This window comes from Clostridium sp. AM27-28, assembly GCF_003480955.1.
Taxonomy (GTDB): Bacteria; Bacillota; Clostridia; order Lachnospirales; family Lachnospiraceae; genus Otoolea; species Otoolea fessa.
This window is the reverse complement of record NZ_QUJT01000011.1, coordinates 101,742-123,822: the sequence shown is the minus strand read 5'-3', so window position 1 is coordinate 123,822 and position 22,081 is coordinate 101,742. Positions and strand designations below refer to the sequence as shown.

18 protein-coding genes are annotated in these 22,081 nt (G+C 47.5%); 4 read left to right on the top strand and 14 right to left on the bottom strand.

The annotated features are described in order from the left end of the window. Positions 1-29: 29 nt before the first annotated feature. A complete protein-coding gene (locus DW720_RS12525) occupies positions 30-1,448 on the top strand; it encodes a HAMP domain-containing sensor histidine kinase (RefSeq protein WP_118522499.1) in 1,419 nt (472 codons plus the stop codon). 29 nt (positions 1,449-1,477) lie between these two features. Here the strand turns inward: DW720_RS12525 and DW720_RS12520 are convergent, their stop codons facing one another. The 7 genes from DW720_RS12520 to DW720_RS12490 all read right to left on the bottom strand — a co-directional run bounded on the left by DW720_RS12520 (position 1,478) and on the right by DW720_RS12490 (position 8,786). Then, complete coding sequence (locus DW720_RS12520) at positions 1,478-2,110, bottom strand: helix-turn-helix domain-containing protein (protein ID WP_022358806.1); 633 nt, start codon at positions 2,108-2,110, stop codon at positions 1,478-1,480. Beyond that, entirely contained in the window at positions 2,091-2,768 is a 678-nt protein-coding gene (locus DW720_RS12515; RefSeq protein WP_107001858.1) for a DUF3990 domain-containing protein, read from the bottom strand. The genes DW720_RS12520 and DW720_RS12515 overlap by 20 nt, the downstream gene beginning before the upstream one ends. 225 nt (positions 2,769-2,993) lie before the next feature. Continuing rightward, positions 2,994-4,577: an L-serine ammonia-lyase, iron-sulfur-dependent, subunit alpha gene (locus tag DW720_RS12510; RefSeq protein WP_118749714.1), complete on the bottom strand. Its 1,584-nt coding sequence runs from the start codon at positions 4,575-4,577 to the stop codon at positions 2,994-2,996. Between the two features lie 110 nt (positions 4,578-4,687). Next, complete coding sequence (locus DW720_RS12505; protein ID WP_118469282.1) at positions 4,688-5,974, bottom strand: TRAP transporter large permease; 1,287 nt, start codon at positions 5,972-5,974, stop codon at positions 4,688-4,690. Between the two features lie 9 nt (positions 5,975-5,983). Beyond that, positions 5,984-6,502, bottom strand: coding sequence for a TRAP transporter small permease (locus DW720_RS12500; RefSeq protein ID WP_118469284.1), 519 nt, complete (start codon positions 6,500-6,502; stop codon positions 5,984-5,986). A 75-nt stretch (positions 6,503-6,577) separates the two neighbouring features. Next, complete coding sequence (locus DW720_RS12495; protein ID WP_022358811.1) at positions 6,578-7,642, bottom strand: TRAP transporter substrate-binding protein; 1,065 nt, start codon at positions 7,640-7,642, stop codon at positions 6,578-6,580. Positions 7,643-7,745: 103 nt separating this feature from the next. Further along, a complete protein-coding gene (locus DW720_RS12490) occupies positions 7,746-8,786 on the bottom strand; it encodes a proline racemase family protein (RefSeq protein WP_207663588.1) in 1,041 nt (346 codons plus the stop codon). Positions 8,787-9,151: 365 nt separating this feature from the next. Between DW720_RS12490 and DW720_RS12485 the strand changes: the two genes are divergently transcribed. Next, positions 9,152-10,249 carry a helix-turn-helix transcriptional regulator gene (locus DW720_RS12485; RefSeq protein WP_022358813.1) on the top strand — a complete coding sequence of 366 codons (1,098 nt, stop codon included), beginning with the start codon at positions 9,152-9,154 and terminating at the stop codon, positions 10,247-10,249. Between the two features lie 76 nt (positions 10,250-10,325). Here DW720_RS12485 and DW720_RS12480 read toward each other — a convergent pair whose 3' ends face one another. Beyond that, on the bottom strand, positions 10,326-10,685 hold the full coding sequence (locus DW720_RS12480) for a DUF1622 domain-containing protein (protein ID WP_118749713.1): 360 nt from the start codon (positions 10,683-10,685) through the stop codon (positions 10,326-10,328). Between the two features lie 277 nt (positions 10,686-10,962). Here DW720_RS12480 and DW720_RS12475 point away from each other — a divergent pair, with 277 nt between their 5' ends. After that, a complete protein-coding gene (locus DW720_RS12475; protein WP_182427995.1) occupies positions 10,963-11,949 on the top strand; it encodes an ornithine cyclodeaminase family protein in 987 nt (328 codons plus the stop codon). A gap of 156 nt (positions 11,950-12,105) precedes the next feature. Here DW720_RS12475 and glyA read toward each other — a convergent pair whose 3' ends face one another. From glyA to clpB, 4 genes are all read right to left on the bottom strand, one after another. Further along, entirely contained in the window at positions 12,106-13,353 is a 1,248-nt protein-coding gene (gene glyA, locus DW720_RS12470) for a serine hydroxymethyltransferase (protein WP_022358816.1), read from the bottom strand. A gap of 152 nt (positions 13,354-13,505) precedes the next feature. Next, a complete protein-coding gene (locus DW720_RS12465) occupies positions 13,506-14,654 on the bottom strand; it encodes an FprA family A-type flavoprotein (RefSeq protein ID WP_118749712.1) in 1,149 nt (382 codons plus the stop codon). 133 nt (positions 14,655-14,787) lie between these two features. After that, positions 14,788-15,231: a ribose 5-phosphate isomerase B gene (rpiB, locus tag DW720_RS12460; RefSeq protein WP_022358818.1), complete on the bottom strand. Its 444-nt coding sequence runs from the start codon at positions 15,229-15,231 to the stop codon at positions 14,788-14,790. Between the two features lie 210 nt (positions 15,232-15,441). Continuing rightward, a complete protein-coding gene (gene clpB / locus DW720_RS12455; protein WP_118472541.1) occupies positions 15,442-18,033 on the bottom strand; it encodes an ATP-dependent chaperone ClpB in 2,592 nt (863 codons plus the stop codon). Positions 18,034-18,294: 261 nt separating this feature from the next. Between clpB and DW720_RS12450 the strand changes: the two genes are divergently transcribed. Then, positions 18,295-20,214, top strand: a complete 1,920-nt coding sequence (locus DW720_RS12450) for an ATP-binding protein (RefSeq protein WP_118749711.1) — start codon at positions 18,295-18,297, stop codon at positions 20,212-20,214. A 69-nt stretch (positions 20,215-20,283) separates the two neighbouring features. Here the strand turns inward: DW720_RS12450 and aroE are convergent, their stop codons facing one another. Then, positions 20,284-21,153 (bottom strand): shikimate dehydrogenase, encoded by an 870-nt coding sequence (gene aroE, locus DW720_RS12445; RefSeq protein ID WP_107001852.1) that lies wholly within the window; start codon positions 21,151-21,153, stop codon positions 20,284-20,286. A 47-nt stretch (positions 21,154-21,200) separates the two neighbouring features. Further along, on the bottom strand, positions 21,201-21,980 hold the full coding sequence (locus DW720_RS12440; RefSeq protein WP_107001851.1) for a shikimate kinase: 780 nt from the start codon (positions 21,978-21,980) through the stop codon (positions 21,201-21,203). Positions 21,981-22,081: the final 101 nt, after the last annotated feature.

The window sequence follows — 22,081 nt, the reverse complement described above, 5'->3', positions numbered from 1 at the left end:
TTACGTGAAGAGGTAACCGGAGGTTTACCATGAAATCAAACCACTACACACATTCTCTTTATTATAAACTGCTGATCGGCTATCTCATCTTCGGTCTGCTTGGATTCATCACGATCGCGACCATCTCATCTGAGATGACCTACCACCATCTGGTGGAACGCGAATCGGAGGTTCTGTATGACGAGGCGACCATGATTGCCGATCGGTGCAGCAAAGCCTACGAGGGAAAAACCATCAATCTCGACTCGGCATACCCACAGATCGAGGCGGTTTCCGCTTATCTGCAGTCGGATATCTGGATCCTGAACCATGAAGGCACCATCGTTGCGGACAGCAGCGACAGTCGTACCGGCATCGCAATCGACGATTTCGACCCGACCGCACAGGGCAACCGGCTCTATTCCATCGGACAGTATTACAACCTGTTTGACAGCAAGGTACTCTCCGTTTCCGCCCCGATCACAGGCAATATGAAGACCTACGGCTACATCGTGATTCATATGCCAATCCAGAACATTGAGGCGGAACAGAACGGATTTCTGAATATTATTTACATAACATCGATCATCCTGTTCTTCCTATCCCTGGTGGTGCTTCTTGTTTTTACAAAAGTGGTCTATTTCCCGCTCAAAAAGATTACGGTCGCAGCCAATGAATATGCAGCCGGAAACCTGGCACACAATATCCCGATTACCACCCACGACGAGATCGGCTATCTCGCCAGCACATTAAACTATATGTCCAGCGAGTTAAATGAAATGGAACAGTACCAGCACAATTTCATCGCGAACGTATCGCACGATTTCCGCTCGCCTCTGACTTCCATCAAAGGCTATCTCGAGGCAATTCTCGATGGCACAATCCCGCAGGAACTCTATCACAAATACCTGCACATCGTCATTTCCGAGACCGAGCGCCTTAACAAGCTGACACAGGGCATGCTGACGCTCAACTCTCTGGACAGCAAGGGCTATTTAACCCGAACCAATTTCGATATCAACCGGACGATCAAGGATACCGCCGCAACCTTCGAGGGCACGTGTAGCGCAAAAGGCATCACGTTTGACCTGACCTTTGCGGATAGCATCCAGATGGTCTACGCCGATCTCGGAAAAATCCAGCAGGTTCTCTACAACCTGATCGACAACGCGATCAAATTCAGCCACGAGGATTCGATCATTTACATCCAGACCTCCATCCGGTATGAAAAAATCTTCATTTCCGTCAAAGACACCGGCATCGGCATCCCGAAGGACAGCCAGAAGAAAATCTTTGAACGTTTCTACAAGACCGACTTATCGCGCGGAAAAGATAAAAAGGGCACCGGGCTGGGGCTTGCGATTGTCAAAGAGATTATTCAGGCACATGGGGAAAATATCGACGTTGTCAGCACCGAGGGCGTGGGGACGGAATTTATTTTCAGTCTGCCGAAGGCGACGGCGCTATAGCAAATTGAAACTGTCCAATCCCTTCGCAATTACAGCAAATCTTCCATCTGGCATCCCAGTGACCGTGCAAGCGCACGCACGGTTTCTGCGGATGCTTTTTGAATCTTCTTTTTTCCCTGTTCATACTGCTGAATACTCCGCAGCGTAACCCCCGATTGCTCTGAAAGATCCTTTTGGGTATATCCCGCCATCTTCCGGATCCGCCGCAACGCATTTTTCCCCTGCTCTTTTCTTCGAATGATTCTGTCTGCCGCCTCAACAAATTTATCCTCCGGAGCTTCATGAAGTGCCGGATACATTTCCACAACCTCCCGGACCGGAAGCCCTGCTTCAATTTCCTTAAATTTCTTCTCACTGTACCACTGATAATACGCCAGTATCCAGCCACTCCAATACTCTCTGGAACAGGTAAATTCTACCTGCGGTTCCGGCAGTTCGTCCTTTTTTCCCGCTTTTCGAAGCACTTCCTCCGCAAGCTCCGTTCCAGAAAAGCCGCTCACTACTCTTGGTACACCTTCCCCAAATTTTTCTGCATACCCGGTTGTAAGAAACAATTTCCAAAAATCTTCCAGATCCATCCCACAGGCATTGACCGCATAATCTGTCATTTCCCCCAGATTTCTCATCGCATCATCCAGATATTCAATCCCATAAGCGCTCATCCTCAGCCGACACCTCCCCTCGAATCAAATCCCGCATATAAATACCGTCGATATCATCCTCTTCCACCTTTTTCCGGTATGCATTTCTAGCTTGCTCATCCCTGGCTCTTCGTTTTACATAATATTCCACTGAATCTACTCCTTCATAAGAAAGAAAGTGTATCGCCTGAAATGCCTTCTGACTCTTTAATACATACTGCTCTCCCAATTTTCCCAGCCGCATCGCATACGAAAGCTGCTCTAACGATATTTCATTATTTACAAACGCCCTTGCAAATGAAAAATACGAATCATCCGCCCGGTACCCAATCACCACATCATATCCGTCCACATCCGGGAGGAAATGTTCCAGCAGCCACTCTCTTCCCCGTTTCATGACCGCCGAAGAAAGGCGGATTTTCCGGTATTTCATCAAAATCGCCAGCCAATGAAGAACGCTGTAGTGCTTCTCCATCAAATTTAAAATCAAAAGACCGGTTTCATCCATTTCATACTGATTCACATAGCCGTCCTCCCGCTCGGCGCACGACCACTCCTTCGCCAGCTCCAGACTCTCCGTACAATAAAAGCCCTGTCCGTAGTCATTATAGACCTTTCCCTGACCATACATAGGAGTAGAAATAATTTCCAAGGAACCGTGATATAAAATTTTTCTCATTCTGAGGAACCTCCTTATCTATTATGGGAGCAAGTAGAAACATGTGGTATATAAAAAATAGATTCGTTTTAATAAAAATAACTCTATAGAGATATTTTTATTAATATTATATCTCTATAGAGTTATTTAATCAATTTTTATTTCAGATCTTAAAAAGATATGCCACCTTACAGTACGCACCTTACACAAACTGTAACTGTCCTTTCACGATGTTTCGAATTACACCTACCGCGCCTCTTCCCCCGGAAAATGCGCGTCGGACCGCTTCAGAATCTCCCGGGCAGTCTTTGTCTTTCCAAGACCACCAAAGGTACAACGCAGTTCCAGCGGCAGCGACAGACCGATCTCATAGATCGCGCCGATCGTCTCATCCAGCGGGATCACCTTGTCGTAGCCTGCCAGAATCATATTGGCGCTGGCGAGCGCATTGCTTCCGCCCATGATATTTTTGCCGAGACATGGCCATTCAACACGGTTTCCAACCGGATCGCAGGCAAGCCCTGTGATATTCTGAAGCCCTACAGACGCCGCATCCATACAATTTTCGATGGTTCCGCCCATCATCGCCGTGAGTGCCGCCGCTGCCATACCGGAACCGGCACCGCACTCTACCTGGCATCCTGCTACTTCCGCCGAAAACGTCGCTTCCTCTGCGAAAAAGACACCGACCAGACCCGCAACCAGAAGTCCCTGTACTACCGTTTCTCTCGGAAGTGACAGCGCCCGCGCCAGTCCGATGACCGTTCCCGGCAGGCATCCGCAGGAGCCACAGGTCGGTGCTGCTACGATCACGCCCATGGAGCTCTTGCTTTCCATCACCGCCGTGATGCAACGGATGAGCTCATTGACAATCGGATCCGGAATCAGGCGTCCTGCCTGTTCGGCTGCTGCCACCTTGCTGACCTGCTCGCCCAGAATACGGTCCTGATATTTCGTCCCGGCTAATCCCGTCTCAACCGCCTGTTCCATGACCGACAGAATCTGTTCCATCTGATGGTAAACCGCTTTCTTCGACTGACCGCCCCGACAGGCCTCATATTCCAACGCATACTCCCAGGAATCCATCGGATGCTCTTTCGCATAATCAACCAGGGCAGCTGCCGTCGAAAATGGAACCTGACACGTACTGCTGGAATGCGTCGGAAGCACCGGTTCAAGATAGCACGCCTGACCGACACCCGCCACACCGCGGACGGCTTGAATCACCTCTTTTGTCAGCGGAACAGCTAATTTCCAATTATATAAAATCTGACCTTCCTTCTGATCGCTCTGGAAAAATTCAACATCCGGCAAAAGTGCTTCTATCTTTTCCCTAATTCCCGGTGCCACCTCCGCAATCACCAGAAGCTCATAGAAATCTCCGGCTATCTGCACCGAAAATCCCTCGTATTTCTGCATCTCGACCATACCGCCGCCGACTGCGATCGCCTCCCAGTGCACGACATTTCCATTCTGGTCCCAGACCTCTGCCCGGTAATTGCCCGGATGTTCTGCTCCATAATCGAGAATCCGGTATTCGATCTCCAATCCCCGTTCTTTTGCAATCGCCTCATACTGTGCGACATCCGGCGCATCCAGCTCCATATTCAAAAGCCCACTGGCAAATCCCATATCCGTTCCGTGTCCTGTGTGCGATGTCGCCAGCGCACCGTTGATATCAAAATCAACGATCGCTTTTTTCACCGGTGCATCCAGAGATTGCCGGATCATGGAGGCGATCCGCGCCGCCCCCGCCACATGGGAACTGGAAGGTCCGCGCATCACCGGACCGAGTACATCATTGAAAATACTGCAGGGTAGTTTTTCCATGGTTTGTCCTCCTTTTTGCATCAATCATTCCATGTTTTTTATTCATCATTTTTGATTCGTGTTTTTGTAAAGGAAAAGGGAACGTCCAACTTCAACGTCCCCTCTCGTTTCTATCGTCCCATTAAAATAAATGGAATTCTGGATACTACCGGAACATTCGTAATAATCGCTAATGCTGCCAGCATCGCTACCAGGAATGGGATTGCATTTCGAACCGTATCTCCAAATTTACATCTTGCAATATTGGTTGCCGTGTATAAGCAGACACCTACCGGCGGAGTTGCCAGACCGATGGTCAGGTTCAGGCAGACAATCATACCAGTCTGAATCGGGTCAACGCCCAGGCTTGCCATCGCCGGTGCCAGAATCGGCGCTACCAGCATGATTGCCGGAGCACTATCCATAAACATACCAACAACCAGAAGAACCAGATTGACCAGTAACAGTTTCACTGCTAAAGAAGTATGAAGACCAACCAGCATATTCGTTACAGAAACTGCCCATCTCTCATTGGAGATAACCCATCCAAACAGATAGCAGCCGCCGACAATCAGCATAACCGTACCACTGTCGATCGCGCTGTCGATAATCGATTTCCAGAGCTCTTTCCAGCCAACGGTCCGGTATACAAATGCCGACAAAATCAGGGAATAAAGAACCGCTGCCGCCGCTGCCTCGGTCGGAGTAAAGAAACCACCCATGATACCGCCAACAACGATGATCGGAAGTCCGATACATGGAAGTGCCTGTCTGGTTGCTTCCCATTTTTCCTTCCAGCTTGTCTTAGGACCTGCTGAAAAATCACGTTTCACTGCAAATACATAGACAACCAGCATCATGATAATACCCATCAGGATACCCGGTACTACTCCGGCAATAAACATATCGCCAACGGATACCTTCGCTGCCGCACCGTAAATAACGAATGCCAGACTCGGTGGGATAATCGGGCAGCAGCAGGATGCACACGCGGTCAGACCTGCTGTAAACGCCGGATCATACTTTTCATCCTTCATTGCCGGAATCATCAGGCATCCAACTGCCGCCGTACCAGCTACCGCCGAGCCTGAAACTGTACCAAACATCATACATACCAGGATGTCTACCATCGCCAGACCACCCTTGATATGTCCAACGAATGCCTGTGCGAAACGAACCAGACGCATGGTAATACCGCCGTGATTCATAATATTTCCTGCCAGAGCGAAGAATGGAAGACAAAGCATGGTAAAACTATTAATACCATAGATAATTCGCTGCGGAACCAACGCCAGGTTGGCATCACCGGTACTTAAAAGCGCATAGGAGACCGTCGCTACGATCAATACAAAAGCAATCGGAACGCCTAATGCAAGAAACAAGAAAAAGCTTCCAAATAAAATTATACTGCTGAACATATTGACCTCCTACTCTTCATCCCCCGGAAGAGGAATCTTTTTCGCTTCCCCGTAACATATATTTTCAAGAAGCTGCACAAATGTATAATAAATCATAATGAGACCGCTGACCGGAAGGGCTGCATAAAAGAGCGCCAGCGAAACCTTGATCGTCGTTCCCAGATGTGGAATCTGTGCAACTGTATAGTTCCAACCTGAAATTGTAAATAAAACAAGTGCAAATAATAAAATCACATCCGCCAGAACCAGCATAAACTGACGTGTTTTTCCATGGCACAAGTTAATTACCATGTCAACACCGATATGAAGCAGATGACGGCTTGCTACGGCACTGCCAAGCATCGTGGTCCAAACGAAGATATAACAGGAGAACTCCGTTGCCCATGGCATCGTAGCTCCAAACCATCGCAAAATAAACTGGCCGATTACCGCGATACATAAAGCAATTGACGTAACCCCTAATGCAACTCTGGCAACCGTATTGATCACGTCGCCAATCTTGTGAAGTTTTTCAATCAATCCTGCCATTTTTCTCCCCTCTTTGTAAATGTACTCCCGAAAACAGGCTCCGGGAGTACATGATAGTTCAAAAATTATTGTACTTTATTTCGCTGCGCGAACCATCTCAACCAGACCTTCCCAGGTCGGATGTGCCGCGTACATTTTATCATATACCGGAGCAACTTTTTCTTTCCATGCATCAATATCAGTCGGACGTGTTACGGTATAACCTTTTTCTTCATACTCAGCAATCTTTGCCTCGTCATTTTCCAGGAACCAAGCTCTCTGCTCTTCGCCTGCTTTTATAGCTGACTCTTTCACGAGTTTCTGGTCTTCTTCGCTTAAACCCTCATACCATTTTGAAGAAGCAACAATGATACCGCTGGAATAGTAATGATGAATATCGCAGATATTATTAACAACCTCAATATAACCATCTGCTACTGCATATAATGCACTATTGTCTGTTCCATCTACAACGCCATTCTGAAGTCCTGTGAACTGCTCGCCAGATGCCAATGCAACCGGTGTAGCACCAAGTGCTTCGTAGGTTGCCACGCAAACTTCATTCTGCATGGTTCTCATACGAACGCCCTTCATATCATCTACGGTATTAATTGTCTTATCTTTAGTCAGGATATTTCTCCAGCCATCCTCATGGAAACCAAGTCCTGTAATTCCATCAACCGCGCTTAACTGTTCCAGAAGGGAATTGCCAAATTCTCCCTCCAGCGCTTTATTGACATTATCCTCATCCTCAAACAGGAATGGAAGCTCAAAAATGCCTAAATCTGGTACAAATCCGCCCAGTGCACCAGTTCCTACCCAGCCGATTTCCAGGTTATTATTCTGAACCATCTCAACACACTCAACCTCGTCGGTTGTCATATCGCCTGCATAAACCTCTACTTTAATCCGTCCGTTGCTGCCCTCCTCGACCAGCTTTTTAAAAGCATTCGCACCGTAATCATACGGAGAACCGGTTCCACATACATGTGCTACACGGATCGTCATCTCCGCTCCGGAAGTATCTACGCTGGAACCACTATCTGCTGCTTCGGTTCCGGCTGCAGATGCGGATGAAGAAGAATTTCCGCCTGAACACCCCGCCATTGCCATCGCTCCGATTACCAATGCCATCGTACCGCAAAGCCATCTCTTTTTCATAAAGTATCCTCCTTTATACTGTTTTTATGTGAACTCCCGAGGTACTTCTTTCCCTCAGAAGTACCTCCCTGTACCTTTAAACTCTTATTTTGTTTCTATCGATTTAGCCTAATAAGAAACCTTCCGGGAATGGATCGTCCGGATCGAATAACCATGTACTCTCTCCCATTACAAACGCCCGTCCGCTGATCTCCGGTACTACTGCCGGAATTCCTGCCACCTCTGTCTCTTCAACGATATGGCAGTGGAATAAACTTCCAATCAGGCTCTCATGCACAAACGACTGTCCGACTGCCAGCTTTCCTTCCGCATGAAGAAGTGCCATCTTCGCTGATGTACCGGTTCCGCAAGGGCTTCGGTCAATCGCTGCCGGGGGAATGACAACTGAATTTTTTACGTCCGAAACCCCTTCTGTACCCGGTTCGAAAAATTCCACATGCGTTACCTGGTTCATGATTTCCAGATACGGATGCTTGACTGTTACCTGCTCATTGATAAACTTTTTAAGATAATTTCCTTTTTCGACAATCTCTTTTGCATTTTCTTTATCCAGCTTTAAGCCCATTGCCGATGCCGGTACTAACGCAAATACATTTCCACCGTATGCGATGTCTAACGGAATCTCACCATATCCAGGAACCTGTACCTTTACATCCCGATTCATCACAAATGCCGGGGCATTTTTAAAGGATACCCGCACCGCCTTGCCATCTTTCACCTCAATTTTCACTTTTACCAGTCCAGATGGTGTATCTAAGGTCGCATATGTATACGGTTCCTCCGCTTTTAAGAGTCCGCTTTCAATCAGTGCCGTTGAAACTCCGATCGTATCATGTCCGCACATCGGCATCCAGTTTCCAACCTCGTAATATAAAACACCAAAATCTGCCTCCGGATTGCAGGGCTTGGTAACAATCGTTCCGGACATTACGTCATTTCCTCGCGGTTCAAAACAAATTGCTTTTCTCATCCAGTCCTGTTCCTGCATCATATAGAGCATCTTTTCTTCCATCGTGTTCCCCGGAATTTCCGGAAATCCCGATAAAATGGTTCGGGTTGGCTCTCCCTCTGTATGTGTCTCGATGCAGGTTACTGCCTTTCTCCCCTTAATCTCCTGCAAACAAAATTCATTCTTTTTTTCCATAGGCTCCTCCGTATTAAAAATTTTGTCCGTTCTCTTTCAGTTTTCTGAAATCTCGTTGTTAAAATCATATCATGATGAAAACTTTCAAAAAACATCATTTTTAATACAAAGTTTTTTGTGTTTTGGTTATTATGATGCATGACGTCAGTTAATGGTAGATACTTTCGGTTCTATCATAGTATACTTTTGGATACTTTTTCTATTTTCAAAGTTTTTCCACTTGCAATAATCATAACAACATTTTATTATGCTTTATATATTATCAGTCTATTAAAAATAGTTTAAAACAATAGTTGGACTATAGTCTAGTATTGATTCCATTTTGTTTTCACTAATTGAATACTCACGGGAAAGGAGGCATCTTCATGAGTGCTGAAAATCTTTTTACAACATCACGAATTGAAAACGTCAATCAGATCATTGCTGAACTTTACGACGATTCAATTCTTCTTGAAAAACGGATGGAGAGTTTTTTCCTGAACCTGAACAATATTGTTTTTTTTGAAAAAGCAAATTTTTTGTTTTACCAAAAGCAGGGACAGAATTACAAAACCCATTCCATCTACACCATCAACTGGAATGATGAACAGAAACGGCGATATCAGGAAGAATACTGCCATATGGACGATGTTCTGTCGATTCTGGACTCCGACAGTAATGTAACTTTCCTGACCAACCAGCTGTTCAATCAGGAGGTTCGAAAAAATTCTCTTTATTTTCAGGAATTTCTACTTCCCATGGGGCTGCATGATTCCATTGAAACGAATTTTTCGATTCGGAACCGGGATCTGCGGGGTGTGTTTTCCATCCACCGATCCAACGATAAAAAAAATTTCCTGCCAGATGAATTAAGCCTTGTCCGGTTATTCCAGCCGCATTTCTGCAACGTATTTAAAAATTACGGGCGGGAGCTCAACATCGGACGGGCATTTCATGTACTGGAAAATTACAACTGCATCGGAATCGGCTGTTTTGACGATAAACTGAATTTTATCGGGTGCAACACAACCTACCATACATACATGGAGAATCATGGATTTGCAGATTTATCCAACAACCCCATTTCCAATTGTTTTCGCTCTCTTTGCCGTCAGCTGCTCCGTTCTGGAAGCATTACCGGACAAAATATCGAATACAAGATGGAAAACAGCCCTTTGTTTCTGGAGGTAAGCCGCTCCCATCTTAAGGAGGGACCAGACAACGACTGCTTTGTATGTCTGTTCTTCGATTTATCCTATGTGATGGATCGTACTCTTTCCCAGATCAGCCGGGATTTTTCCCTGACGAACCGAGAAGTAAATGTTTTAAGCCTTTTACTGCGCGGCTATTCCAACGATCAGATATCTTCCACCCTCTTCGTCAGCATCCCTACTGTCAAAAAGCATCTGGCTTCCATTTATTCCAAAATGGAAATCAAGAGCCAGAAGCAAATTCTGGAACGCATTCATTTCTACGACAAATAATTTTCGCATTAATCTTGTTTAACCACGAAAAAAGGGAGTCCGCTCATCCTGCAGACTCCCTTTTTCGTGCCCCTTTTTACTCTAGCTTTCCTCCTTGCTCTTCCTGGGTGTCTCTTTTTTCGTTCTTGATCTCCCAATGAATCAAAAATGTAAGCATTGCCCGAAGGACAATGATGGCTCCCAAAATTCCAAGTTCCGACCATTCCCGTACCACAACCGTCCTGAGTACCTCGCCGCCCATCTTAAATTCCAACGCCAGCGCAATTCCCTGTGCCAGATTCAGGCGGATCAGCTGACGCTTGTTTCGTATCCACTGAACAAAGCAGGATACCGCTGTCGAAACCAGCACAATGATTCCAAACAATTCTAGCACGACCGTGCATATCTGTACCAAATTCTCTAACAACCAGTCTAATACTTTAATTACTTCTCCCATTACCCCTTCCTTTCCAGGTATTCTTCCCTTCTCGCTTGTGCTAATTTTATCCATTTCCTGTAGCTCAGTAAATGCGTAAACCTACTGAACCGCTACAATTTTCTTTACTATACACGCCCCATTTCAAATATGCAACTTGATTTTTATTCTGTTTTCATCTTGACAATGAAACGTGAAACTGCTACAATCCAGCTATACAAACCACTTTTGATTTGTGATAAATCTATTTTTAGTATATATGTTTTATTTCATTCATAAATATTCAGGAGGTTTTGATATGTTATTTCTCAGCGAACAAGAAATGTGGCAGTCCGTCACCTTAGAGGATGTCATGGACGCAATCGAAGATGCGTATGCGATTCACAAAAGCGGCAATTATAAGATGCCGGATCGTTTTATCGCACAGCGTGATAAAAATATGATGCTCTATATGCCGTGTTTTCTGGATTCCGTCATCGGTACAAAGATGTTATCCGAATTTCCGGACAATCCCTCTCTGGGAATTCCGTATCTGAACGGACTTATGATTTTAAATAACGCAAAGACCGGTCTGCCGAAGGCGATTATGAACGGAAGTGTCCTGACCGCAATGCGGACCGGTGCGGTCGGCGGTGTCGCACTGCGCTATCTGGCTCCAGAGGATGCTGCCTCAGTTGGTCTGGTTGGCTGCGGTATGCAGGGACTACACCAGCTTCTCTATGCCTGCGAGGTGCGCCCGATCACAGATATTTATCTGTATGACGCATACGCTAAGGATCTTTCCGGCTTTATCGAGCGCTTATCGGCGCGTCTGGCATCGTTTGGAAAAAACGACATCCAGATTCATACCTGCGCGGATACACGTGAACTGGCTGAGCACAGCCGCGTCCTGATCTCCGCCACCCAGGCGGTCGATCCGGTCTACCCGGATGATGAAGAGCTGCTTCGCGGCAAATGCTTTGTTGCCATCGGCTCCTGGCGTCCGGAACGGCGCGAACTGCCGGATGCGGTGTGGAAACTCGTCAAGAACGCGTACACCGAGCTTCCGTATGCCTGCGAGGAGAGCGGCGATCTGAAAATTCCGCTGGAAAAGGGCGTTCTGACACAGAAGCGCGTCCACTTTATCGAGGATCTGATCGAAGATACCAAGCAGGGACATCCGCATGAGCAGAACGAGACCCGCTGCTTTAAATCAGTCGGCATGGGACTCTTTGATGTGCGGACGGCACAGCTTATCTATGAAAAAGCATTGGACAAAGGAATTGGACAAAAACTTAATTTCTAGGAAAAATGGTTGGAATAGAAAAGGCTGTATCACCTACCGCGCGCTTCCATGCGGCAGGCAATACAGCCTTTTTCTTATTGTTATATGTGCATTAATTTTCCAGCATTTTTCTGAATCTATAGACTGGCAAATTTTTTGCTCCATATTCTTCTCTACTTATTTATATAACGGATACTTCTCACACAGTTTCGTCACTTCCGCACGGATGTAATCTGCCTTGTTCTCGAAGTCGGTAGCTGCCAGCCAGATGCACTCTGCAATCACTTCCATGTCCTCTTCTTTCAGTCCACGGGTGGTAACAGCCGGAGTACCGATGCGGACGCCAGAAGTAACAAACGGGCTTCTCGGGTCGTTTGGAACGGTATTTTTGTTCAGGGTAATGTATACTTCATCGCAGCGGTTCTGCAGCTCTTTACCGGAAATATCCATGCCGCGCAGATCAACTAACATCAGGTGGTTATCGGTTCCGCCGGTCAGAATCTTGAATCCCTGCTTCTGAAGTGCGGCTGCCAGCGCTGCTGCATTCTTCTTTACCTGAAGCTGATACTCTTTAAATTCTGGCTTCAGCGCCTCGCCGAAGCAGACTGCCTTGCCAGCAATGATGTGCTCTAACGGACCGCCCTGGGTTCCCGGGAAAATCGCCTTGTTGAAGTTGAACTTCTCAGCTGCTTCCTTATTTGCCAGAATCAGACCACCTCTCGGTCCGCGCAGTGTCTTATGAGTGGTTGTCGTAACAACATCTGCATACGGAATCGGGCTCTGGTGAAGACCGGCTGCTACCAGACCAGCGATATGAGCCATATCGACCATCAGGTATGCGCCTACTTTGTCTGCAATTTCACGGAAACGTTTGAAATCAATCTCTCTTGCATAGGCACTTGCACCTGCAATGATCAGCTTCGGTTTTGCTTCCAGTGCAATGCGCTCTACCTCTTCGTAATCAATCACGCCATTGTCATCGACACCATACGGCACAATGTTGAAATATAAACCGGAGAAATTGACAGGGCTTCCGTGTGTCAGATGTCCGCCGTGATCCAGGTTCATGCCCATAACAGTATCACCCGGTTTCAGCATTGCGATAAATACCGCCATGTTTGCCTGCGCGCCGGAATGCGGCTGTACGTTTGCATAATCACAGCCAAACAGTTTTTTCGCTCTCTCGATCGCGATGGACTCTACAACATCGACACACTGGCATCCGCCGTAGTAACGTTTTCCCGGATATCCCTCCGCATATTTGTTGGTTAATACCGATCCCATCGCCATCATAACCGGCTCCGATACAATATTCTCCGACGCGATCAGCTCCAGGTTTCTTCTCTGACGGGCTGCCTCTGCTTCAATGGCTTCTCCCACTTCCGGGTCTGCCTCTGTAATGAACTTCATTACCTCATCTACCATGTCTGTTTCTCCTATTCTTTTTCTGTCATCCATACAAAATCATCAAGTGGATTTTTCATATATAAATATAAAAACCACTCTTTTGTCTCTCCGGATTTTTTATTTAAAAAAGCCTTTTTCAGGTCTCATTAAATACTGTCACCAGACGCTTCTTATGCCAGCAGCGCTTCCGCCATCTGCTCCAGCGACGGAATATCGCTCTCCTTGAGCGCCCCGCGAACCGTAACGACCGGTTCAACCACCGTGATCTCCTTCATCGCATCCAGCATTCCCTTCATCGTGCGCGCTGCACTCGGCGCCCAGGAACCGTTTTCAATCAGGGCAACGGTGCGTTTCTGGTAATTCTTGCTCTGTAAGTGGTGCAGGAAATCTGCCATAACCGGCATCACACCCGCGTCATAGGACGGTGCTGCCAATACAATTTTTCCATACCGGAATGCATCTTCCAGCGCCTCCGCCATATCACCGCGCGCCAGATCCGCGATTGCCACTTTCGGGCATTCTTTTTTCTCAAGAATTTCCTTGGATTTCTTCGCCGCATCCTCGGTGTTGCCATGCAGGGACGCATATGCGATAAATACACCCTCAGACTCGACGCCGTAGCTGCTCCAAATCTGGTATTTTTCAAGCACATGACCGATCGTCTCTTTCAGAACCGGTCCATGCAGCGGGCAGATGATCTGGATCTCAAGACCGGCTTCTTTCTTAAGAAGTGCCTGCACCTGCATTCCATATTTTCCTACAATATTGAAATAATACCGTCTCGCCTCGCAGTCCCAGTCCTCATCCACATCAAGCGCACCGAACTTGCCGAAACCGTCGGCGCTGAACAGCACCTTGTCGCAGGAATCATAGCTTACCATAACCTCCGGCCAGTGTACCATCGGTGCCATGACGAACGTCAGCTCATGGCGCCCCAGTTTCAGGGTATCGCCCTCCTTGACCGTCAGCGCACGGCTGGTATCAAGATCAAAGTACAGTTTCAGCATCGGAAATGTCTTCGCATTGCCTACCAATGTGATTTCCGGATACCGTTCTACGACTGCCTGGATACTTGATGCATGATCCGGCTCCATGTGGCTGATTACCAGATAATCCGGGGTTCTTCCAGCCAGTGCGGTTTCCAGATTTTCCAGAAATTCCGTCTGTTTGCGCTTGTCTACCGTATCCATGATCGCGATCTTTTCATCCATAATCACGTATGAGTTATATGAAATACCATTTGGCACCTGATACTGCCCCTCAAATAAGTCAATGTCATGGTCGTTTACACCGATGTAGCGAATATCTTCTGTGATCATCTCCTGCTTCCTCCTGTTCTTTTCGCAGCTGCTCCATCTCTTTACAGCTGCCTCTTTTTGTTCTCACAGGCATCTCGCATCCTGCTGTCAGCCTGCCTTATGATTTCATCCGTTACCTCTGACTGACTCTGAATCAGTCTTTCTCCTCAATCGCCATAATCATATCCACGCGTCTCTGATGGCGTCCGCCCTCAAATTCTGCGTTGATCCACTCGTCAACGATCATCTTCGCAAGCTCACTTCCTACCACGCGGGCGCCGAAGCAGAGTACATTGGCATCGTTGTGGCGGCGGGACATCACCGCTGTGTACGGCTCGCTGCATACGCAGGCGCGCACGCCTTTTACCTTGTTAGCTGCCAGTGAAATACCAAGACCGGTACCGCAGATTGCGATACCCAGATCGGCTTCGCCGGAAACAACTGCACGACCTACCTTCTCTCCATAAACTGGATAATCACAGCTCTCGCTGCTGTCTGTACCCAGATTTAACACTTCGATTCCTTTTTCTTTCAGGAAATCCACAATAATGTTCTTCAGTTCTACCGCCGAATGGTCATTTCCAATCGCAATTTTCATCTCATCTTCTCCTCATCTGACTGACTTCCGGAACAAATGATATAGTCCGGTCATTATGAAATCATTTTAGTAAAGTTGCCGGGCAATGTCAAGACTGTGAAAATCTCAGAAATACATAAAAAGAGCGCAGAGGAAGCTCTTTCGCACTTCTCCGCGCCCTATTGTTTCTTCTATATAATAGTTATAAATCCGCCGTAAGACGTTTTCCGCTTACGCGCTATGGACAGCCGAAGCCGTCAGCTTGCCATCCGAAAGCCCGATCTCTATCGTATCGCCCGCACGGACGCCGTCCGCCAGAATCAGCTTCGCTGCCAGTGTCTCAACGTTCTTCTGCAGGTACCGTTTCAGCGGTCTTGCACCGTAAACCGGATCGTAGCCATTTTCAATGATGAAATCCTTTGCCTCGTCCGTCAGGGCAATCTTTAACTCCTTATCCGCCAGACGTTTGTTGACATCTGCAATCAGAAGCTCAATGATGCCTCCGATGTTGCCTTTCGTCAGCGGCTTAAAGAGAATAATCTCATCCAGACGGTTCAGAAACTCCGGACGGAAGTGAGCTCTCAAGTCATGCATAACGGAGCTTTCCGCCTCCGGCTTGATCTGTCCCTTTTCATCGATGCCGTCCAGCAGATACTGGGAACCGATGTTGGAGGTCATAATCAGGATCGTATTCTTGAAATCGACAGTTTTGCCGGTCGAATCCGTGATACGTCCATCATCCAGAACCTGCAGCAGGACGTTAAATACATCCGGGTGCGCTTTCTCAACCTCATCGAAGAGGACAACGGAATACGGTTTGCGCCGTACTGCCTCGGTCAGCTGACCGCCCTCGTCATATCCGACATATCCTGGCGGCGCTCCGATCAGACGGGAAACGGAATGTTTCTCCATGTATTCACTCATATCGATACGAACCATGTTGTTCTCATCGTCAAATAATGCCTCTGCCAGCGCTTTTGCAAGCTCTGTCTTGCCGACACCGGTCGGACCTAAGAACAGGAACGAACCGATTGGTTTCGTCGGATCCTTGATGCCCGCTTTGGAACGGATAATCGCCTCCGTCACCTTGGTAACGCCCTCATCCTGTCCGATAACACGTTTATGCAGCAGTTCGTCCATATGCAGGGTCTTGCTGCGCTCGCTCTCAGTCAGTTTGGCAACCGGAATACCGGTCCACTTCGAAATAATCCGGGCAATCTCATCCTCGGTGACACTCTCATGTACCAGACTGAGATCCTGATTTTTCACTTTCTCTTCCTCTTCCGCCAACTGTTTCTGCAGTTCCGGCAGCTTGCCGTACTGGAGTTCAGCCGCTTTGTTGAGGTCATACGCCTGCTGCGCTGCCTGAATCTCGCCATTTACATGCTCAATCTCTTCACGCAGTTTGGACAGCTTATCAACGGAAGATTTTTCATTTTCCCACTGGGCTTTCTGGGTCGAAAAGCTGCTCTTGAGTTCTGCCAGTTCTTTCTGCAGTTCTGCCAGGCGATCCTGACTTAAGCGGTCAGTCTCTTTCTTAAGCGCAGCCTCTTCAATCTGCAGCTGCATGATACGTCTCGACAGTTCATCCAGCTCCGCCGGCATTGAATCCATCTCGGTCTTGATCATCGCGCACGCTTCATCAACCAGGTCGATCGCCTTATCCGGAAGAAAACGATCCGTGATATAACGATCCGAGAGGATTGCCGCCGATACAAGCGCAGAGTCGGTAATCTTGACCCCGTGGTAAACCTCATATCTCTCTTTCAGACCACGCAGAATGGAAATCGTATCTTCCACAGTCGGCTCATCAACGTGAACCGGCTGGAAACGACGTTCCAGAGCTGCGTCTTTTTCGATGTATTTACGGTACTCATCCAGGGTCGTCGCACCGATACAGTGCAGTTCACCTCTAGCCAGCATAGGCTTCAGCATATTCCCGGCGTCCATCGCGCCCTCGGATTTGCCCGCACCGACGATCGTATGCAGCTCATCGATAAACAGAATAATCTGTCCTTCGCTCTTCTTGACCTCGTCAAGCACCGCTTTCAGTCTCTCTTCGAACTCGCCGCGGTACTTCGCGCCCGCCATCAGAGCGCCCATATCCAGGGCAAACAATTTCTTGTCCTTCAAGCCCTCCGGGACATCGCCGCGCACGATACGCTGTGCCAGTCCTTCGACAACGGCTGTCTTACCGACGCCAGGTTCACCAATCAGAACCGGGTTGTTTTTCGTCTTTCTGGAGAGAATCATAACCACGTTACGGATCTCACTGTCACGGCCGATGACCGGATCGAGCTTCTGATCTCTCGCACGTTCCACCAGATCGTAACCGTACTTATTTAAAGTGTCATACGTTGCCTCCGGATTATCGCTGACGACACGCTGGTTGCCGCGCACTGTCGAAAGCGCCTGCAAAAAGCTCTCTTTCGTAATGCCGTAGAGACGGAACAGTTCCTTGACCGCCTTATTCGGCTGTTTTAACATCGCCAGAAATAAGTGCTCGACGGAAACATACTCGTCACCCATCGCCTTGGCTTCGTCCTCCGCGTTCACCAGCACCTTGTTGGCATCGTTGGAGAAATACACCTGACCGCCGGATACCTTCGGCAGCTTTCCAATCGCCTGCTGCACCTCATCACGGAACTGGTCGCCCGAGATTCCCATCTTTGTTATTAATTTAAAAATCAAGCTGTCTTCCACAGTCAAAAGACTGTACAGCAAATGTTCCTGATCAATCTGCTGGTTTCCATATTCATACGCCAGCTTTTCCGTATTTTGAACGGCTTCCAGAGACTTCTGGGTAAATTTACTGATATTCATAAACCTGCCTCCTTTCGAACAATCTGTGAAAACCTTTTGGTCTCCTTTTGTTCTAGCAGTAATATAACACTTGTTGTTAGCACTGTCAAGAGTAGAGTGCTAATTTTTTGTGAGGAATTTGTGAAAACTTTTTTTTTAAACATTTTCATGTAAGCATATCTTTCTTGCTGATTTACCTGTTTTATGTTACATTTATTATCAACAACTCGATCTGTTTTTTAACTATAAACCCTGCATTTACATGAAAGTTGAATCTAACTTATGAATCATCCATCCAACGAAAATATCCCATCAAGAAGCTTTTCTTATCATGCCTTTAACTTTACCTTTTTGCTTCTTCTGGCAGTATTTTTCATTTCCTTATACACCGTTGCACTGCTGAAAAGCAACAGCCGCATCACCCTGAGCGCCGCCGTAGAACGGAATATTTCCTGTTCGGACGCGGTTCACCGGGCGATATCAAGCCGGCTGACGCGGGCAGATTTTGAACAGATCAATACAAAATCCGATATGAGCTCCGCGCAGTATCGAAGCCTGCAGTCTTATTTAAATGAGCTTCGCAGCCTCAATTCGACGCGCTACTTATACACTGCCAAGCGTGGACCGGGCGGAAAACCCATCTACCTGATCGATGGCCTGGATCTGGAAGCACCTGATTTTGCTTATCCGGGCACCTACCTGGAAGAGGAAATGGTTCCGTATCTGGAAGCTGCCCTCTCCGGCAAAACGATCCACTCACAAAAGATCATTGATACCACATGGGGGCATATTTTTACCGCCTGCTATCCGGTCATTGCCTCCGACGGAACCAATGACATTCTCGGTGCCCTCTGTATCGAGATTGATATGGAAGACACTTACCGATCGATTGAGGCGATCAACCGTTCCTCCTTTAGAATCGCCGCTGCCGCGAGCATGATAGCACTTCTGCTAATTGTTATTTCCTATTTTTATACAAAGAAACAGAAGTCCAGAGAACTCACCCAGCAGCAGCTTCTGGAACAGACCGCAAAAGCAGCAGAGGCAGCCAACAAGGCGAAATCGACCTTCCTGTTCAATATGTCGCATGATATCCGGACACCGATGAATGCGATCCTCGGTTACGCAGAACTTGCCAGAAACCATCTGCAGGAACCGGAAAAAATCGGTGAATATATGGACAAGATCCATATTTCCGGTGAAAAGATGCTCTCTATCATCAACAATATTCTTCAGTTTTCACAGATTGAGAATAACCAGATACACATTGAAGAAACCTCCATCCAGACTGAGAAAAGTTTTGATTCCTGTATCGTCATGGTTCAGACTGCCCTGGAAGAAAAACAGCAGCATTTTCATGTGACTAAGGACATTTCGTACCCATATATCTACATTGACACGACGTATATGTCCGAAATTGTATTGAATATTTTGAGCAATGCGATCAAATATACCGCCAAGGGCGGGACGATCTCCTGTGCCCTCCGCCAGGAGCCTGGTGAAACGGACGGCTGGTGTATCACAGAAATCGCAATCACCGATACCGGCATCGGCATTTCCGAGGAATTCCAGTCGCATATTTTTGAATCATTTTCACGGGAGCGTTCTTCCACCGTCAGCGGCATTGAAGGCACCGGGCTTGGCATGGGAATCGTGAAAAATCTGGTGGATCTGATGCATGGAACGATCGAGGTAAAGAGCAAGCTCGGAGAAGGTTCAACGTTCACCGTCCGGATCCCATGCCAGATTTCCTCGCGGGAGGAAACAGAGCCTACCGCATTCGATGAAACAGCTGCCCAGACTCTATCCGGCTGCCGGATTCTTCTTGCGGAGGATAATGATCTGAACGCCGAAATTTCCATCGAACTTTTGACCCGCGAGGGGCTTTTGGTCGAACGGGCAAATGACGGGGTTGCCTGCCTGGAAATGCTGCAAAAAGCGCCGGAAGATTATTATGATTTGATTCTGATGGATATCCAGATGCCGATCATGGACGGCTACAAGGCAACGCGGGCGATCCGGCGGTTTTCGGATAAGAAGAAGGCTGGCATTCCGATCGTTGCGATGACAGCGAATGCATTTACAGAGGATAAAGAGCGGGCGCTGGAATCCGGAATGAATGATCATGTGGCGAAGCCGATTGATATGAAGGTGCTGATGAGTGTGCTGGAGGAGCAGATTTGTGGGCATAAAGGTTTATAAATGATGAAAAACGGCACACCGCATTCTCATCACTAAGTAACGAGAATGCGGTGCGCCGTTCTTCAAATCCTATTTTGTAAAATATTTCTCTTTAATAATCTCCACCGGCATATCTTCTCCGGTCCAGAGTTTAAAGGAGGCAGCTCCCTGATAGAGCAGCATGTACATGCCGTTGCCTGTCTTACAGCCTGCTTCTTTTGCCTCCCGGAGAAGTCTTGTCTCCTGCGGGTTGTAGATGACATCGAATACGAACAGGTCTTTATGGAACATCGTTGTATCAGTAATGATCGTATTGTCCGTCTTCGGAGCCATGCCGACGGAAGTACCATTTACCAGAATCGCGCTGTCTGCGATGGACTGGCGCAGGATCTCCGGATCGGAGTAATCATGCAGGGTTACCTTGCATCCTGTGCGCTCGTTCAGTTTCTTTACAATCTCCTCGGCTCTCGGATAGAACGCGTCCTTGACGTTAAATACGTTAATTTCTGCCACGCCGTCTAAAGCTGCCTGTACAAGAATCGCGGTTGCGGCGCCGCCAGCGCCTAAAAGCGTCATTTTCTTGCCAATGATGTCTACACCATTTTCTGCAACTGCACGCATAAATCCGACGCCATCGGTCGTATAAGCAGTCAGAACACCGTCGTCGTTGACAATCGTATTGCAGGCGCCAGAAATCTCGGAAGCCGGTGAAACCTTGTCTGCCAGCTTGCACATGATATTTTTGCCCGGCATCGTGATATTCCAGCCGCGCGCGCCCATCGTCCGCAGTCCCTCAACCGCCTGCGGCATCTTCTCTTCCGGCACATCAAACGCCAGATATGTATAATCCAGACCCAACTGGCTGCACGCCTCGTTGTGCATCTCCGGCGAAACACTGTGTGCGACCGGGCTTCCCAGTAAACAAAGTAAACCTGTGTGTCCTGTGATATGATTCGACATCTTTTTCCCCTTTCGTTTTCTCTGTCAGAACTTTCTGAGCAGTCACATTATTTAAACTTCTTCACCTGTGCAATGATCTCCTCGCAGATCTCATTCGCTGATTTTCCATCGGTCGCGATCACAATATCCGCTGCCGCTTCATACGCCGGTCTGCGCTTCTCCATCAGCTCGGAAACATATTCCACTGTCTTATTATTTTCCAGAAGAGGACGGTCATGGTTCTCTTTGACACGCTCCAGAATCGTCTCCGGCTTCGCGGTCAGAAGTATAATCTTGCCGCTCTTTCGCATCTCCTGTACATTGATCTCGCGCATCGCTACGCCGCCGCCGCAGGATACAATCTTGTTCTTCTCGTTTCCTACCTCCTTGAGCAGGTTTGTCTCCTCGTTGCGGAAATATGCCTCGCCGTGCAGATCGAAGATCTCGGAAATGCTCATGTTGTTCTTTTTCGCGATCATTTCATCCATTTCCAATACATCCATCGCAAAGGTATTCTGCAGTGCATTCGAAACGGTGCTCTTTCCGACTCCCATAAATCCGATCAGGAAAATATTGAACCCAAACAGCTCATGGGACTGAATCCGTTTGCTCCGGTAGAGGACGCTGTCGTAAACTGCCATGATTGATTTTTTGTATTCATAATCATCCAGCTTCGCAAGCATCTTGCTCTTCTTGCGCTCTTCTTCCTCTGCCTGGTAAATCGGAAGTCCGTTTTTCTGTTTATAATTTGTAATCTCCTGGATAATCTGGCAGCGCATCCGCAGGGCGTCGATCAGAATCTCGTCGCACATGTCCAGATCATTTCGCAGCTTCTTTAATTCATCCATCTGTCTCATCCTTCTCCACTTGTATTCATTCAGATCACTTTTGCACTTTACATTGAAAGTGTGTTTTATTATTATACCCGAATCAGGATATGAACGCAAGT